The 14,216-nt window shown below is 68.0% G+C and carries 20 protein-coding genes and 1 tRNA gene; 4 read left to right on the top strand and 17 right to left on the bottom strand.

Annotated elements, in window-relative coordinates:
• Positions 1 to 56 precede the first annotated feature (56 nt).
• A complete protein-coding gene (locus LV79_RS29460; protein ID WP_253841551.1) occupies positions 57 to 1,256 on the top strand; it encodes an FAD-dependent monooxygenase in 1,200 nt (399 codons plus the stop codon).
• On the opposite strand, the gene LV79_RS29465 is transcribed toward LV79_RS29460, so the two are convergent.
• A complete protein-coding gene (locus LV79_RS29465; RefSeq protein ID WP_253841552.1) occupies positions 1,249 to 1,977 on the bottom strand; it encodes a VOC family protein in 729 nt (242 codons plus the stop codon). The genes LV79_RS29460 and LV79_RS29465 overlap by 8 nt on opposite strands.
• A 198-nt stretch (positions 1,978 to 2,175) precedes the next feature.
• On the opposite strand from LV79_RS29465, the gene LV79_RS29470 reads away from it, so the two are divergent.
• Together LV79_RS29470 and LV79_RS29475 are read left to right on the top strand one after the other, a co-directional pair.
• On the top strand, positions 2,176 to 3,663 hold the full coding sequence (locus LV79_RS29470; protein ID WP_253841553.1) for an FAD-dependent monooxygenase: 1,488 nt from the start codon (positions 2,176 to 2,178) through the stop codon (positions 3,661 to 3,663).
• A gap of 91 nt (positions 3,664 to 3,754) precedes the next feature.
• A tRNA-Pro gene (locus tag LV79_RS29475) sits at positions 3,755 to 3,828 on the top strand.
• Positions 3,829 to 3,939: 111 nt separating this feature from the next.
• Here the strand turns inward: LV79_RS29475 and LV79_RS29480 are convergent.
• The 16 genes from LV79_RS29480 to LV79_RS29555 all read right to left on the bottom strand — a co-directional run bounded on the left by LV79_RS29480 (position 3,940) and on the right by LV79_RS29555 (position 13,007).
• Entirely contained in the window at positions 3,940 to 5,142 is a 1,203-nt protein-coding gene (locus LV79_RS29480) for a tyrosine-type recombinase/integrase (protein WP_253841554.1), read from the bottom strand.
• On the bottom strand, positions 5,142 to 5,321 hold the full coding sequence (locus LV79_RS29485) for a helix-turn-helix transcriptional regulator (RefSeq protein ID WP_253841555.1): 180 nt from the start codon (positions 5,319 to 5,321) through the stop codon (positions 5,142 to 5,144). Before LV79_RS29485 ends, LV79_RS29480 begins: the two co-directional genes overlap by 1 nt.
• Positions 5,318 to 6,649, bottom strand: a complete 1,332-nt coding sequence (locus tag LV79_RS29490; protein ID WP_253841556.1) for a replication initiator — start codon at positions 6,647 to 6,649, stop codon at positions 5,318 to 5,320. Before LV79_RS29490 ends, LV79_RS29485 begins: the two co-directional genes overlap by 4 nt.
• A gap of 110 nt (positions 6,650 to 6,759) precedes the next feature.
• The gene (locus tag LV79_RS29495; protein WP_253841557.1) at positions 6,760 to 7,086 is read right to left on the bottom strand and encodes a hypothetical protein; all 327 of its coding nucleotides are present in this window, start codon (positions 7,084 to 7,086) and stop codon (positions 6,760 to 6,762) included.
• A gap of 99 nt (positions 7,087 to 7,185) precedes the next feature.
• Positions 7,186 to 7,500, bottom strand: coding sequence for a hypothetical protein (locus LV79_RS29500; RefSeq protein ID WP_253841558.1), 315 nt, complete (start codon positions 7,498 to 7,500; stop codon positions 7,186 to 7,188).
• A gap of 42 nt (positions 7,501 to 7,542) precedes the next feature.
• A complete protein-coding gene (locus LV79_RS29505) occupies positions 7,543 to 8,115 on the bottom strand; it encodes a TraB/GumN family protein (protein WP_253841559.1) in 573 nt (190 codons plus the stop codon).
• 14 nt (positions 8,116 to 8,129) lie between these two features.
• Positions 8,130 to 8,825, bottom strand: a complete 696-nt coding sequence (locus LV79_RS29510; protein WP_253841560.1) for a DUF2637 domain-containing protein — start codon at positions 8,823 to 8,825, stop codon at positions 8,130 to 8,132.
• Between the two features lie 14 nt (positions 8,826 to 8,839).
• Entirely contained in the window at positions 8,840 to 9,235 is a 396-nt protein-coding gene (locus LV79_RS29515) for a hypothetical protein (protein ID WP_253841561.1), read from the bottom strand.
• On the bottom strand, positions 9,232 to 9,561 hold the full coding sequence (locus LV79_RS29520) for a hypothetical protein (protein ID WP_253841562.1): 330 nt from the start codon (positions 9,559 to 9,561) through the stop codon (positions 9,232 to 9,234). The genes LV79_RS29515 and LV79_RS29520 overlap by 4 nt, the downstream gene beginning before the upstream one ends.
• Positions 9,558 to 9,806 (bottom strand): hypothetical protein, encoded by a 249-nt coding sequence (locus tag LV79_RS29525; protein WP_253841563.1) that lies wholly within the window; start codon positions 9,804 to 9,806, stop codon positions 9,558 to 9,560. The genes LV79_RS29520 and LV79_RS29525 overlap by 4 nt, the downstream gene beginning before the upstream one ends.
• A 1-nt stretch (position 9,807) precedes the next feature.
• The gene (locus LV79_RS29530) at positions 9,808 to 10,056 is read right to left on the bottom strand and encodes a hypothetical protein (RefSeq protein WP_253841564.1); all 249 of its coding nucleotides are present in this window, start codon (positions 10,054 to 10,056) and stop codon (positions 9,808 to 9,810) included.
• The gene (locus LV79_RS29535) at positions 10,053 to 10,226 is read right to left on the bottom strand and encodes a hypothetical protein (protein WP_253841565.1); all 174 of its coding nucleotides are present in this window, start codon (positions 10,224 to 10,226) and stop codon (positions 10,053 to 10,055) included. Before LV79_RS29535 ends, LV79_RS29530 begins: the two co-directional genes overlap by 4 nt.
• The gene (locus tag LV79_RS29540; protein WP_308208971.1) at positions 10,226 to 11,620 is read right to left on the bottom strand and encodes an FtsK/SpoIIIE domain-containing protein; all 1,395 of its coding nucleotides are present in this window, start codon (positions 11,618 to 11,620) and stop codon (positions 10,226 to 10,228) included. Before LV79_RS29540 ends, LV79_RS29535 begins: the two co-directional genes overlap by 1 nt.
• 178 nt (positions 11,621 to 11,798) lie before the next feature.
• Positions 11,799 to 11,984, bottom strand: a complete 186-nt coding sequence (locus tag LV79_RS29545; protein ID WP_253841567.1) for a hypothetical protein — start codon at positions 11,982 to 11,984, stop codon at positions 11,799 to 11,801.
• A 2-nt stretch (positions 11,985 to 11,986) separates the two neighbouring features.
• Complete coding sequence (locus tag LV79_RS29550; protein ID WP_253841568.1) at positions 11,987 to 12,235, bottom strand: hypothetical protein; 249 nt, start codon at positions 12,233 to 12,235, stop codon at positions 11,987 to 11,989.
• A 391-nt stretch (positions 12,236 to 12,626) separates the two neighbouring features.
• Positions 12,627 to 13,007: a YdcP family protein gene (locus LV79_RS29555; protein ID WP_253841569.1), complete on the bottom strand. Its 381-nt coding sequence runs from the start codon at positions 13,005 to 13,007 to the stop codon at positions 12,627 to 12,629.
• Positions 13,008 to 13,129: 122 nt separating this feature from the next.
• On the opposite strand from LV79_RS29555, the gene LV79_RS29560 reads away from it, so the two are divergent.
• Positions 13,130 to 14,005 carry an HD domain-containing protein gene (locus LV79_RS29560; protein WP_253841570.1) on the top strand — a complete coding sequence of 292 codons (876 nt, stop codon included), beginning with the start codon at positions 13,130 to 13,132 and terminating at the stop codon, positions 14,003 to 14,005.
• Positions 14,006 to 14,216: the final 211 nt, after the last annotated feature.

Genomic DNA, 14,216 nt, shown 5'->3' on the forward strand with positions numbered 1-14,216 from the left:
CAAACCGTACTAGGACATGCGTACGCTGTACTCAAAGGTTGGCTACGGTCCCTGGCATGCGCACTGTTCTCATCTCCGGCGCTGGTATCGCCGGGCTGTCCCTGGCCTACTGGCTGCGCCACCACGGCTTCCACCCCGTCCTGGTCGAACGTGCCCCCGCGCCGCGCTCCGGCGGCCAGGCGATCGACGTCCGCGGCGCCGCCCGTGACGTCGTGGCGCGGATGGGCATCCTGGACGCCGTCAAGGCCCACCACACCGGCACGCACGGAATCGCTTGGCTCAACGAGAAAGGGAAGCGCGTCGGGACCATGACGCCGGACGACTTCGGCGACTCAGGCGGGATCATCGCCGAGATCGAGGTCCTGCGCGGCGACCTCCTGCTGATCCTGGCCGATGCCGTCGGAGACGTGGAAGTCCTCTACGGCACCGTGATCACTGATATCGCCGAGGGATCGGATGGCGTCAAGGTCACCTTCGACAACGCGCCTCCACGCACCGTTGACATCGTGGTCGGCGCCGATGGCCTGCGATCCGGTGTGCGTTCCTTGATGTTCGGACAGGACAAGGACTTCGTCCGGGACCTCGGCTACTACCTGTCGTACTTCCCAGCCCGCACCGATCTCGACCTCAATGGCTGGGAGTTGATGTACAACCTGCCTGCGGGCAATGGCGTCGGTGGGCGTGTCGCACTGTTGTACCCGGTGGGGAGCGCGGGGGAGTTGCGGGCGTTGCTGGGATTCGTCTCGCCAGATCTTGGCCATGACCGGCGGGGTGTGCAGGCTCAGAAGGACCTGCTGGCAAACGTTTTCGCTGGCGCTGGGTGGCAGCTGCCCGAGCTTATCGACCAGATGCGACGCGCCGACGACCTCTACTTCGCGAGGGTCGGCCAGGTCCGCCTCGACGAGTGGTACCGCGGTCGCACGGTCCTGCTCGGTGACTCCGCGTTCGGCGGCTCGCTCGGGATGGGCACCAGCATGGCCATCGTCGGCGCCTACGTCCTCGCAGGCGAGTTGGCTGCGGCCTGCGGTGATCATCAGGCCGCGTTTCCCCGTTACCACCAGGAGATGCGTGACTACGTGGCGGTGAACTCCAAGCGCCCGCCAGGTGCTTTCGCCCCGCGCACCCGCCGTGGGATCTGGATGCGCAACCAGTTCATGCGCGCGCTCCCTCATCTCCCCGGCGGCGGCAAGATGATGGGCGGCATCCAGAAGGCGGCGAACTCGATCACGCTGAAGGAGTACCCACCCGCTACCTAGGCGTCAGCACGCAGAACTCGTTGCCGTCCGGATCGGCCATGGCTACCCGGTCACCGGTGGTGTCGAGTCGTTTCGCCCCAAGGAAAACGAGGCGGTCAATCTCCGCCTCTAGATCACCGTCGGCGGGTGGGGCGAGATCGAAGTGCAGCCGGTTCTTCCCGGTCTTGGCCAGCACGGGCGGGCCACCCCAGGTGAGCTTGGGGCCGCCGTGCGGGGAGCGGATCGCGGTCTCTTCTTCCTGGTCCCACACCAGCGGCCAGTCCAATGCCTTGGCCCAGAAGTAGCCGACCGCCTGCGTGCCATCGCCCGCGAGGGCACCGATGAGGCCGCACTCGGCGAGGAACCGGTTGCCCGGCTCGATGACGCAGAACTCATTGCCCTCGGGATCCGCGAGCACGACGTGCCCCTCTTCCGGCCGCTGCCCGATGTCAATGTGCTGGGCCCCGAGCTCAACGGCCCGCTCCACCCGCGACCGCTGATCCTCGAGCGAGGTGCTGGTCAGATCGAAATGCACCTGGTTCGGCCCCACCTTCGGCGCCTCCGCGGGGATGAACCGAATCTGGAAACCCGTGTCATCATGGGGAATCAGCGTGACATCATCCGCCTGCTCCCAACCGAGGAAGTCCGCCCAGAAGCGAGCGAGCCGCACCGGATCGTTGGCGCCAAAACACAGCGCAAGCAGCCGTACGGTCCTGGCCGTCCGAGTATCCACCACGGTCACAGTAGGAACCCGACGCCCTTGGCGCAACCGATTAACGCACCTGCCTGGCGGCAGCGCAGACCTCAGACCACCGCGACAACGCCGAATCGACAAGCGCCACTTCCATCGTGCCGCATCGGACGAGGTCGCCGGTTCGCGTGTATTGATGGGAGTGGTGCTTTGACGCCGGACAGTCGCCTTGGGGGTAAAGGGATGGTCATGGAGTTGAGGAAGACCGACGTCATCGTGGTGGGCAGCGGGCCGACCGGACTGATGTTGGCGAACGAACTCGCGCTGGCCGGGGTCGGCGTGGTGGTGCTGGACCGGTTGGCTGAACGCAGCGGGCAGTCGAAGGCCCTGAACCTGCAGCCCCGCACGGCCGAGGTGTTCGACCTGCGCGGACTGCTGGAACCCGTGCGGCGGTACGCGCTGGGGAACTGGGGGAGCGGGCACTTCGGTGGACGGCCGTTGACCTACGAGGGTTGGGAGACCCGCCACCCCTACCAGGTGCACATCCCGCAGGCCGGGGTCGAGCGAGCGCTTGAGGAACGGCTTGCGGAGCAAGGAGTCCAGGTGTCGCGCGGCCACGAACTGGTCGGGTTCACGCAGGACGACGCAGGTGTTCGGGCCACTGTGCGAACCGCTGCGGGGGAGTTGCAGATCGAGGCGGAGTACCTGGTCGGCTGCGACGGCGGCCGCAGCACCGTCCGCAAGCAGCTCGGCGTCGCCTTTCCCGGTACGGACGCCAGCCTGTTCGCTTTCGTGGCCGACGTATTCCTCGCGAACAGACCGGCGACCATCCCGACGCGTCTACGGTCGGTGCATGACGCCATCGGCAGGCGCAGCGACAAGGGGTCGGGCGGCCTGATCCCCATGGGTGAGCCAGACCTCTTCCGCTTGATCTACACATCTGCGGCGCGCCCGGATCGGGCGGTGCCGGTGTCGGTTGACGAGATCACCTCGGCGCTGCACGCGTTGTACGGCAACGAGGTCGAGGTCGGCGAGGTCCGCTGGGCCTCTCGTTTCACCAACGCCACCCGTCAAGCCGCCCAGTACCGCGTCGACCGCGTCCTCCTGGCGGGCGACGCCGCACACATCCACTTCCCGGCGGGCGGCCAAGGCCTCAACCTCGGCGTTCAGGACGCGATGAACCTCGGCTGGAAACTCGCCGCCCAAGTCCAGGGCCGCGCCCCCGAGGGCCTTCTCGACACCTACCACACCGAACGCCACCCCGTAGGCGCCCGAGTCCTGGACAACACCCGAGCGCAAACTCTCCCACCTCAACCATCCCCGGAAACCGTCGCCATGCACCGCCTGATCACCGAACTGGCGAAACTCCCCGAAGCCAACCGCTACCTAGCCGGAATGGTGTCCGGTCTGGACATCCACTACCCATTCCCCGGCCCACCCCACCCCCTCCTCGGCCGCCGCCTCCCCGATATCGAACTGACCCCGGGCAAGTGGTCCAGCACCCTGTTCCACCCCGCCAAAGCCGTCCTCCTCACCACCAGTCCCGACCACCTGAAAACCGCCGCCCCCTGGTCCCCCCAGGTCAACGCGACCCTCGTCCCCACCCTCCCAACCCCCGCCACCCTCACCCGCCCCGACGGCCACATCTGCTGGACACCCCCACCCAACGACCCCACCCCAGACTCCCTCCTAACCGCCCTGCACACCTGGTTCGGCACCCCGCCCTCCCGCCCCTGACCAGCACCAACCCCGCTCATCCACCCCCCTGAGAACCCCACAACCCCCCATGCGCTAGTCTTCCCCAGCACCCGCCAAGAGCGGATGCGGCCGGGCTGTGGCGCAGTTTGGTAGCGCACTTGACTGGGGGTCAAGGGGTCGCAGGTTCGAATCCTGTCAGCCCGACGGTCGAGGCTACGTTGACCCAGGTCAGCGCCAGTCTCAGAGAGACAGAGCGATCAAACGCCCTGTGCCATGCAGAGTATGTGCAGCATGGCACAGGGCGTTTGACGTTCCTCATGCCGCCAGGGCGAGCGCGGACCGACGCCGCTCATCGAGCACGTCGGCGACCTCGTCCAGGCGGTCCGGCCACAGGTGCCCGTAGATGTTGACCGTCATGGCAGCGTCCCTGTGACCCAGCATGAGCTGGACCACCTTGACGTCCGCCCCAGCTGCGATCGCCAGTGACGCGGCGGTGTGACGGAGCTTGTGCGGTGTCAGCCCCTTGACCGCCAGATCTGCCGCCGTGACGGCGGCGTTGAACTCCCGCACCCGCCAGTTGTTCGCCCGGAGCGACTGGCCGCGCTTGGTGAGGAATAGCAGCTCGTCGCCGGGCCGCTCGCCGATGAGTTCCGCCAGGATCGGAACGAGAAAGGCAGGGAATCCGACTGTTCGCGACTTGCCGGTTTTCGTCGGCCCTTCCTTCTGCACGCCACCAACCTCGTAGAACGTGCACACGACCCTGATGCGCCGTCGCGCGAGGTCGATCCTGCTGATGCGCAGAGAGGCTGCCTCGCCCCACCGCAAGCCGGTGTACGCCAGCAGCAGTATCAACGCCCGGTTCACCGCCGCCGAGGCCGTTGGCTGGTTGTACTTGGTCCGCAGGTTGCCCGCTGAGTCCGCCAGCTTCTCCACCTGTGCGTACGAGAGGTAGATGTGCTCCGCGTCCGGTAGCACAGGGGCCTTCACACCGCGTGCCGGGTTGCTCGGGAGGCGCTTGGGAACGCACCACTTGAGAACCATGCTCAACACCCGCAGTGCATGCCGAGCCTGTGATGGTCCCAGCCCACTCCCTCCCTCGCTGGAACTCTTCAACAGCTTGGCGACCCACACCGAGATGTCCTCTGTATCGATCGCGTTGACCGGCAGGTCGCCCCACCGGGGGATCACGTGGTTGTCGAGGAGTCCTCGGTATTTCCACCACGTGGACTCCCTCAGATCGTGGCGGGATTCGAGCCACTTTTCAGCTATCTCAGCGAATTTGACCTTTCCTGCGGCAGGGTCCACATAGGTGTTGGCCTCGATCGAGGCCAACAGTGCCATGTAGTAGGTCTCGGCCGACGTCTTGGTGGCGAACGTGCGGGACCGCTGCTTGCTGGCCTTGTCCAGGTGCAGCACCATCCAACGGCCCGGCGGCTTGCGCTTGGCCGCCTTGGCCCTGGCTACCTGCTCCTGGTACCCGATGGACTCACTCCGGTCGTAGATCCAAGCCCGGGCCATCAGTGCGACCCGTTCGGCTGTGCCTTGACCCAGGTGTAAACGTCCTCAGGCAGGAACCGCACGTGCTTGCCGACTCGGTGCCCTGGTGGCCCGTACTCCTTCGTGCGCCACTGATAGACAGTCGTCACCGGGATGCCCAGGTACTCAGCCAGCTGCTTCGGTCCCCATAGCTTGGTCATTGCGGTCCCTCCTGTCGGTACTTGCTGGCTCGTTGCAGGGCGAGGCGGTCGGCGATGGCTGCCGCCAGTTCGCGTTCGGCGTCGTTGGCGTGTCCGGCGCCGAGGAAGTCCCAGGTGCCGATGAGCAGGGTGGTGGTGGGGTCGAGGTCGGCGGCGGTGAGGGATTCGTGCAGGCGGAACGCGCGCCGGTCGCCTCGGATGGTTTTGAAGGTGGTCGAGTAGCGGCGGGATTTGGTGAGGAAGTGGCCTCGGAAGGCGAGCATGTGCGCCCAGCGCCGCAGCTTGAGGTCCGAGTATTTGTCGAGTTCGCCGAGGTCCCAGGCGGTCTGGATGATGCGGCGGTGGTGGTCGCTGACGCGGAGGTAGGCGATGTCCTCCTGGCAGCGGATGGGGCGGTCGGCCGCTTCGGATTTGCCGGTGCCTTTGGTGGCGTATTTGGCGACGTATCCGGCGAGTTTGGATTCACTGATGGCGCCGTGGTCGTCTTCGACGTCGGTCGCGGCGATGGTGCGGACGTCGAGTTGGGTGCCCCAGCGCAGCGGCAGCGCGGTCCCGTCGGGGCGCTCGGTGTCGACCTGGCAGGCGGCGGTGGCCAGGCGCACGGCGTCGGCGAGCAGGTCGGGTGTGGCCCAGGCGGGGGGTGGCAGGTCGGGGCCTTCGGGGCCGTCGAGGCGGATCACGGCGTGGAAGTGGATGAGGCCGCGCCGCTGGTATTCGGCGACCTTGCCGTAGGACAGGCGGGCGTGTTCCTTGAACGCGGTGATGGTGATGCCGAGCAGGCGGGCGCAGGTGCGCAGGACGCGGCGGGTGAACTCCGCCCACAGCTTGCCGGTGTTGGCCTGCCACAGCACGGCCCCGACGTAGTCGTAGCCCTCGGGGTCCAGGGGTGCGCCGATGCGGGGGTCGTACTGGTGGTGGCAGTCCCCGCAGGCACAGCGCCGCACCTTGCCGTGGGTGGTGATGGAGCGGTTGTGGACCGGCCCGAACGAGGGAGCGGTGAGGGTGACGAACAGGCGGGGGTGGGTGGTGACCGCCTCGGGGACGCCTTTGGAGCCGCCGGAGAGGCCCGCGCGCATCAGGTGGAACGCGTCGGCGGCGTAGCGCGCCGAGCAGGACGGGCAGACGCTGTCACGGCGGTTGTTGCAGGGGACCACCACGTCCCCCTCATGGCTGTGGATCACCCGGCCGGTGGGGGCGTCGACCAGGTCGTAGCCGCCGGTGAGACGAATCGGCTTGGCGCACCCGCCGATGGCCTCCATCTTGGCGCGCCAGTCCTGGTAGTCGGCGGCTCGGATGCGTTCGGTGATGCGGTCGTCGACGGTGTGCACTGCCACCTCCTGATCGGGTTGGAACACAGGGAGTGGCACCGTCGTTGGTGGACGGTGCCACTCCCTGTGGGTGTGATGTGGCCGGAGCCGGGTGGGCGGAGGCCGGGGGTCTACTGGGGGATGTGGGAGGCCATGTCCGTCATCACCTGGCGGCCAACGGCGGTGAGAGATAGCAGCCGGGCCTGCACGTCGTCGGTGTCCTCGTGCGGGCGCACGGTGAGGTGGTTGTCGGGGACGAGGGCGCCCCGGTCGACGAGGTCGTGGACCCTGTCGGCGTAGGCGGCGCCGAGCCACATCCAGCCTCGGTCCGCGTCCCGTTCCAGTACCCGCGTGTCCGCCTGGGTGACCGCGAGGGAGCCCTGTTGTGCTGCGAGCAGGGACATGTAGTAGTCCAGCGGTTCACGGGACCAGAACGGCTGTGTCGGGTTCGATGGCATCGTGCTTCTCCTTCGGGTTGTCGTCGGTCGACTACGGCTGAGTGACCGACACGTGGTGAGCGGCGACGGTTACGCCGCCCGAGCGTGATGGGATCGCCGCTACTGGAACGGGTTGGCGTTGATGTCGTCGAGCAGCGCCCGCCCTTGGGGTGTGAGGGTGAGGCGGGTCGCGGTGAGTGCTTCGGTGTCGCCGTCGGGGGTGAGAGTGACGGTGGTGTCGGTGGTGACGTGTCCGGAGTGGACAAGGTTGTGGATCATGGTGTCGTTGAGGGTGCCCATCCATTCCCAGGTGCCGGTGTCGTAGTCGGCCAGGTGGCGGTGGTTGACTGCGGCCACCTGGTTGCGGTGGGTGTAGGTGAGCACCACGTGCGCGCTGAGCCGGTCCATGCCGCTCAGGTCGTGATGGGGGGTCATGCCGCCTCCCGGGCGGTGTCGGTGGTCGCGGTCGGCGACGGGTCAGGACAGGAGCGCGCGGCCCTGCAGGGTGAGCAGGACGGTCCGGATGGTCATGGGGGTGTCCTGCCCCTTGACGGGTGCGGTGATGGTGGGGCCGCCCTCGCAGATGCCGAGGTCGAGGAAGTCTTGGGTGATGACGGCCAGGCGTGCGCCGAGCGGTTGCCAGGGGCCTTCCACGTTCTCCACGAAGGACTCGGGGGTGGCGCCGAGGTGGCCGTCGTGTGCCCACACGAGCAGGCTTGCGGCCATCGCGGACTCGATGGCGGTGCTGCGGGGGTCGACGCTGATCCGGTCGCGGAAGGCGGTCCCCGAGGGGGTCCGGCCGAGCAGGGTGACGCTGACGGGTTCGTTGTCCTCGTGCAAGGTGGCGTTGACGCGGCCTTCCCAGGCCAGGTACCCGGCGTTGGTGAGGCGGTTGATCAGGTGGTCCGCTGCCGCCCCTTCCCAGGTCCACACGCCGTCGCCGGTGGTGGTCACGGCGCGGCCCGAGGCCAGGCCGAGGGACTGGTCGGCTGCCTTGTCGAGCAGGTCCACGCTCACGGTGGCCTCGTGGCTGGAGAACGGGTGTCTCATCGGTGGTGTCCCCTTCAGTGGGTGTCAAGGTCCGCCAACACGAGTGCGGCGGTGTCCGGGGGGAGCGCGACCACGCGGGTCACGTCCTCGACGGTGGGTGCGCGGCCGGATCGGCGCGCGGTGGTGATCTCGGTGCGGATCGCGGCCAGGATCGGCGGGGGAAGCCGCGGTGCCCTGGGCGTGGCCGGGGGGATCTCAGGGGTGGTGTCCGGGCCGGTGGTGATGGCCGCTACCGGGTCCTGGGTCGGGTGGTCGGGGCGGGAAGCGGCGACCACTGTCGGCCTGGGTGCCTGCGGCGGCGGTGTGACCGTGGTGGCGGTGCGACGCATGAGGAGCTTGCAGACCACGAGGAACCCGAGGGCGGGCATCGCGGCGAGCAGCCATCCGGCGAGGGTGTCGCGGGCGCCGGAGACCTGGGCGGCCATCTGCACGCCGAACGCGACGACCAGGACGACGGTGGGCAGGGTGACCCGCTTGTGGTGTCCGCGTTGGTGATCGCGCATCACCTCGAACCCCGCGACCACCGCCAGGCCCTCCACGACCACCGCCACAGCCCAGGCGAGCCAGCCGGTTTGGCCGTTGTCGATGGCCCAGTCGTGGGTGTGTTTGAAGCCCGCCGCGCCGCCGATCCCGCCGAGGACGACCGCGACGACGTTGCCGGTCACGTCCACCAGGGAGATCCGCCGTCGGTCACTGTCCTGGGTGGACATGGATGAGGTCCTTTCTAGAGTGGGTGCAGCACGCTCCATCGCTTGAGGAGCGCGTGGCCGGTCTTGGTCAGCCGTAGGGGGGTGACGGGTTTGCGGATCACGCCGTGCAGGCAGGAGACGCGGTCGCGGGCTGGGCCGCGTTCGATGTAGTGCTGTGCGAGCAGGTGCAGGGCGGTGTCCTCGTCCAGGGACACCCGGACGCGGTCGTCGTCCTCGAACACCACGATCCGGTCGGAGTCGTCGAGCGCGCCGAGCTTGCCGTGGTGGATCTCGGCGAGCACGTCGGCGGCGACCTGCGGGCGCATCGGGCGCTGCTTGCGCGAGCGGGTGCCCGGCACGGCCGGGGCGGGTGCTGGTGTCGGGATCGGGGGTGTGTCGGGTGTGGCGAACATGTCGAGTTGCTGGTTCATGTGTCCTCCCGGGTTCCCTTGTGGTGCAGCCGGTCCAGCAGCGCCGCACCGGTCGCGGTCAGCGCGGGCAGGTGCACGTTGTGGTCCTCGCGCCCCCACCAGGTCGAGAAGAAGCCGTCCGGGGTGAAGCACCCCGCCGCGTCCAGGCGGGCGAACACCTCCTGCTCGTCGGACCACAGCGGCGAGGAGCAGGTGTCGTCCACGTCGACCGCCGAGTTCACGACCCGCCCCAACCGACCCGTGCGGGCACCGGTGAGCAGCCGCAGCACCAGCGACCGGGGTCCGAGGTCGGCCGGATCGAGCGAGGGAACAGGGCGGGGGCTCATCGCCTGCGCTCCCGGCCCTCGGTGACGCCCTCGCGGCGGGCCAGGTCCGTCAGCACCACCCGGGCACCGAGCACCACCAGCACGGTGCCCCCTGCCAGCAGCCAGAACAGCAACGTCGGGCCCTGGGCGAACAAGGCCAGCACGGCCAGCGCCCCGCCAGGCACAGCGAGGCGGGTGTACTGCCAGGCCCGCCAGAGCCGATAGCCGATACCCCACACGGTCGTCTCTCCTGTCGTCTGGTTCATGTCAGGCCACCTGTCCGGCGCCATCGCAGGTGTCGCAGCACCAGGTGTCGGTGATGTGGCCGTGGCCGTCGCAGTCCGGGCACAGCCGGGCCAGCCCGGTCCCCCGGCACACCCCGCAGCTCTCGCCGCCGCCGGGGGCGGCGCAGAAGCCCTGTCCCTCGCACAGGCCGCAGGTGTCGACGTGGACCACCAGGTCCGTTGCCGCCCCGAGGATCGGGCGGATCAGCAGGGTGGGGATGGTGGCGGTCATCGGTGGCCCCCGGTGCGGTCGAGGCGGGTGCGGAACAGGCTGGTGTGGAACAGGAGCGTGATCACGAGCGCGACGTAGAGGGCGAACCCGGGCAGGGCCGCCGTGGTGATGGAGTCGGCCGGGGCGACGATCAGGGCCCCGGCGAGGGCAACGCGGACAAGGGTGTTCATCAGGCCACCGCTTTCAGGTGTGGTTCGGGAGAATCGGTGTGCAGTGCCGCGCGTCCGGCCAGGACGAACGCGAGCAGCTCGTCCAGCTCGGCGTCAGTGACGTAGGCGGCGCGGACGCGTTGCGGGACACGGGAACGCGGCTGGATCACGTAGCCGATACCTGCGGTCTCGGGCACGTTCGGGATCTCATCGGCCAACGCCCCGCGTAGTCGGGCGTTCTCGCCCAACACCATGTCGACCTGTGCCGCCGTGGTGACCCGCAGGCACACGCGCAGGGTGAACAGGTCGCGGACCGGGACGGTGTCCTTGGTGGGTTCCTGCACCAGGCCGATCACCCGGTTGAGCGTTGCCCGGCCCTGGGTGAGGATCACCGCGAGATCCTTCGACACCATGCGTGCCTCGCGTGGGTCTGCGGCGTAGGCGAGCACCGCGCCGATCTCGTCGACGATCAGCAGGTCCAACGGTGTCTCCGGCGACACCCGCAACGTCCGGTCACCGTCGGCGGCCATCCGTGCCTGTTTGGCGGCCATGGTGGCCTTGAACTGCCCGATCAACGCCGCGATCGTCAGCGGCTCCCCGCCCTCGTGCCCATCGTCGTCGAGGTCCTCGTCGTCGGGGGCCTCGCTGAGACTGGAGTAGCGGTAGGCGATCGGTTCGAGCTTGGAGAACTCCAACTGCTTGGGGTCGGCGATCCACAGCCGCACCAAGCCATCGCGGATCAGCGGCGCCAGGGCCCGCAGGATCGACGCCGGTATCGAGTTCTTCCCGGCCCCGGTCGCCCCCGCCACGAACACGTGGTTGCCGGTGATCGAGACCCGGAAATCGGTGTCGTACTCGGTGTCCCCCACGTACACACTGGACAGATCCACCGCGTCGACGTCGCCGGGCATCTCCGGGGCCGCGATCACCTCCGTGAACGGCTCACGCCGCTCGATCACCAGAACCACATAGCCGGGCTTGGTGCGCTCGACCGCCACCCGCCGCACCCGCAACGTGTCCGCGAGCTCTTCCAACTTGGCCTCGTACTGCTTGGCCGACTGGCCACGCACCATCCGCACGACCACCGTGTCCACCGACGGCGAGTACGCCCGCACCCGCACCACCCGGGGGAACTCGTCGACCCCGCTGCGCCGGTCCGTGCGGTACAGCTCGCACGCCTCCATCACCCGACGCCACCGCACCCCCACATAGGTGCCCCACCGGCGCCGCCACGCCCGCAACACCGGCGCCGCGTAGTAGTCGAACGACCCGGGCGCGCCCCGCCGCCACGCCACCCCCGCCGCCACCGACACACCAGCGGCCCACCCCGCGCCCACCGCCGCCGTCCCCGGCCCCCACTCGATCACCGCCCCCGCGCCCACCGTGGGCAAGGCCATCACCCCCGGGTGCCTCACCGCCCACCTCACCGCGCGGAACTCCGCCCCCTGCCGCCGCGTGCTCCCCCTCGTCCCCTTCTCGTCTCGCTTGCGCATCCCCGTGTTCCCCTTCCCTTGACACGACAACGGCCCCGCACCCCCTTCATCCGGGGCACGGGGCCGAACTCGCGAACCTGGTCGGCGTTACCGCCGTCGATCAGTCATCCGACAACGAGGAGGCGTTGTCGGCGACCTCCACCGTCAACCGCGCCACCGCCGTGGTCAGCGCCTTGTGCGTCGAGCGGAAGAACTCCCGGCGGATCTTGATCCCGTCCACCGCGTCCTTCAGCTCGGTCATCGCCTGGTCCATCTCGTCGAGCGCGTTGTTGATCCGTGCAGCCATGGTCAGGGCCTCCACTCGCGAGCGATCATGTCCGCCTCGTACCTCTTCGCCGTGTCGCGCAGGTCGTCCAACGTCGCCTGGGCGTTGCGCCGCAACCCCTGCAACTCCTTCGTCGTGCGAGTCCGCCAGTTCACCGACACCGGCCGCATCCTCTTCACGACCTTGTCCAGCTCGTCGAGCCCCTCCTGCACCGCGTCCATCGCGGACACCAGCGCCAAGTACTTCTCCTGCGCCTCGTTGTCAGTCTTCACACGACACCCCTCGTCTGATCGTCACCCGTGCGAGCCGAAGCCCTTCCCTGTAGCCCTCCTGGAACTCCGGCGACATCACCGCCACCGCTTCCGGCAACGGCGACCCGATCCGCCGATCCAACAAGGCCACCCACCGACGCATCACCCGCGCCGGATTCACCCGGTAACCCACAACCCACCTCCCTTCCACAGCCATGAACACCCCCGGCACCGCAACCGACCCGGGGGCGAACATCACCGTCCGACGCACTCAACGCGCCGGAAAAAGGCATGGGTGTATCCACTATGGAATTCTCAAACAACGATGCTTATCGAGGAATCACACCGGGACTCACATCAACCGGCGACCCCAAGGCAGGCAGAACACCAGGCGCACAGCACCCGGAACGATCTACGCGGCCGACGCGACCTGTGCGGCGCCGACGGGCTTGATCCCGGTCGCCTTCCACGACAGACCCGACGTCGTGCGCCCCTTGCTGGTCCGCTCCCAGTGCGACACACGCGGGTTGATCAGCTCCACCACGTCACCCACGCTGAACTCGTCCCCCGGGTCGGTCTCCAAGGTCACCTTGATCTCAGCGCCCTTCCCGGTCCGGCCATCCGGCCCCGGCAACGGCTTCAGGAACACACTCACCACGTACAACGGCGCACCGTGGAAGTCCTTCGCCACCGTCTGCACCTTCGTGTCCTCGTCCTCGTACATCTTCATCGTCGGCGCCTCCTCCACCCGCACCCTGTGCCCGCTCAGCTCCACCGGGATGTTCTTCAGCACTTCTGGCCTCCCCTGTCTAGTCAGCAGCTCAACCTGTCTAAGACAACAGTAGATCTGAGTACTCAAGATGTCAAGCGTGTCGAGCAAGGTGCCCACCTGTCTAAGCAGGTATGCTCGGCGGCATGCAGCCAATCGACCCGGCCGACCCTCGAAGCCCATACATCAAGATCGCTGCGAGCATCCGGGCGGCGATTCTCTCCGGCGAACTAGACCCAGAGGCTCAACTGCCCACTGGCGACGAACTGGCCAAGTTCTATGGAGTAACCAGAGCGACCATCGGCTCTGCGATACGGATGTTGCGAGACGAAGGGTTCGTCCAAAGTCGACCCGGTGGCGGGGTGTACGTCACCGGACAGGCCAGTTTGCCCGTCGCAGAAGGGCACACGCACCCGCTTGCCGGGGTGGGGGCGTTCCTGCACGAGGCAGGCCACCTGAAGAACCTTCCTCGTTCCGGGTGGCTGCTCCTTGGTATCCGCCAGCCCGAAAGCGTCGCAGAACACTCATTTCGTGTCGGCCTAGTCGGGATGGTGCTAGCGACGATGGAGGGTGCCGACCCCGGGCGCACGGCCGCACTTTGTCTGATGCATGACGTCCATGAGGCGCGTATCGGGGATGTCCCTTCGGTCGGCAGAGCGTATGTCACGACCGCCGTGCCACAGGCCGTTACCGCCCATCAGACCGCTGGAATGCCGGACGAGATGGCAGCCGCATTCCAAGGTATGACAGCGGAGTACGAGGACACCGAGACCCTAGAGTCGAAGGTCGCCCACGACGCCGACAAGATCGAGACGCTGCTGCAAGCGACTGAGTACGCGACACAGGGTTACGCGAGCGAACCGTGGCAAGACACGTCCATCCAGGCTCTGCGCACCGAGTCCGCCAAGCAGCTCGCACAAGCCATCATTAGCACCGACGCACGCGGTTGGTGGATGAGCTTCGCGTCCAGCTACCACGAGCTTAGGGCAGGCACTCGCGCCAGGCAGGGCCTGAAGCCGTAGCAGCCGCCACGACCGGCGTGTTCAAAGTTTCTTCTCTTCATCAAGGCGGGCGCCCTTCGGGCGCCCGCTGGCACGCTGTGTTCTCTGCGTTCGGCGCAACTCCGCCCGGGGCGTGCGGCCTTCGGCCGGTCCCCGGGCGGGCACCGACCGCCGAGGCGTGCCTAAGCGGTACAGGGCTAGCCATGCCCCAGGATCACTAATAGCTTCCACC

The organism is Actinokineospora globicatena, from assembly GCF_024171945.1.
GTDB classification, from domain to species: domain Bacteria; phylum Actinomycetota; class Actinomycetes; order Mycobacteriales; family Pseudonocardiaceae; genus Actinokineospora; species Actinokineospora globicatena.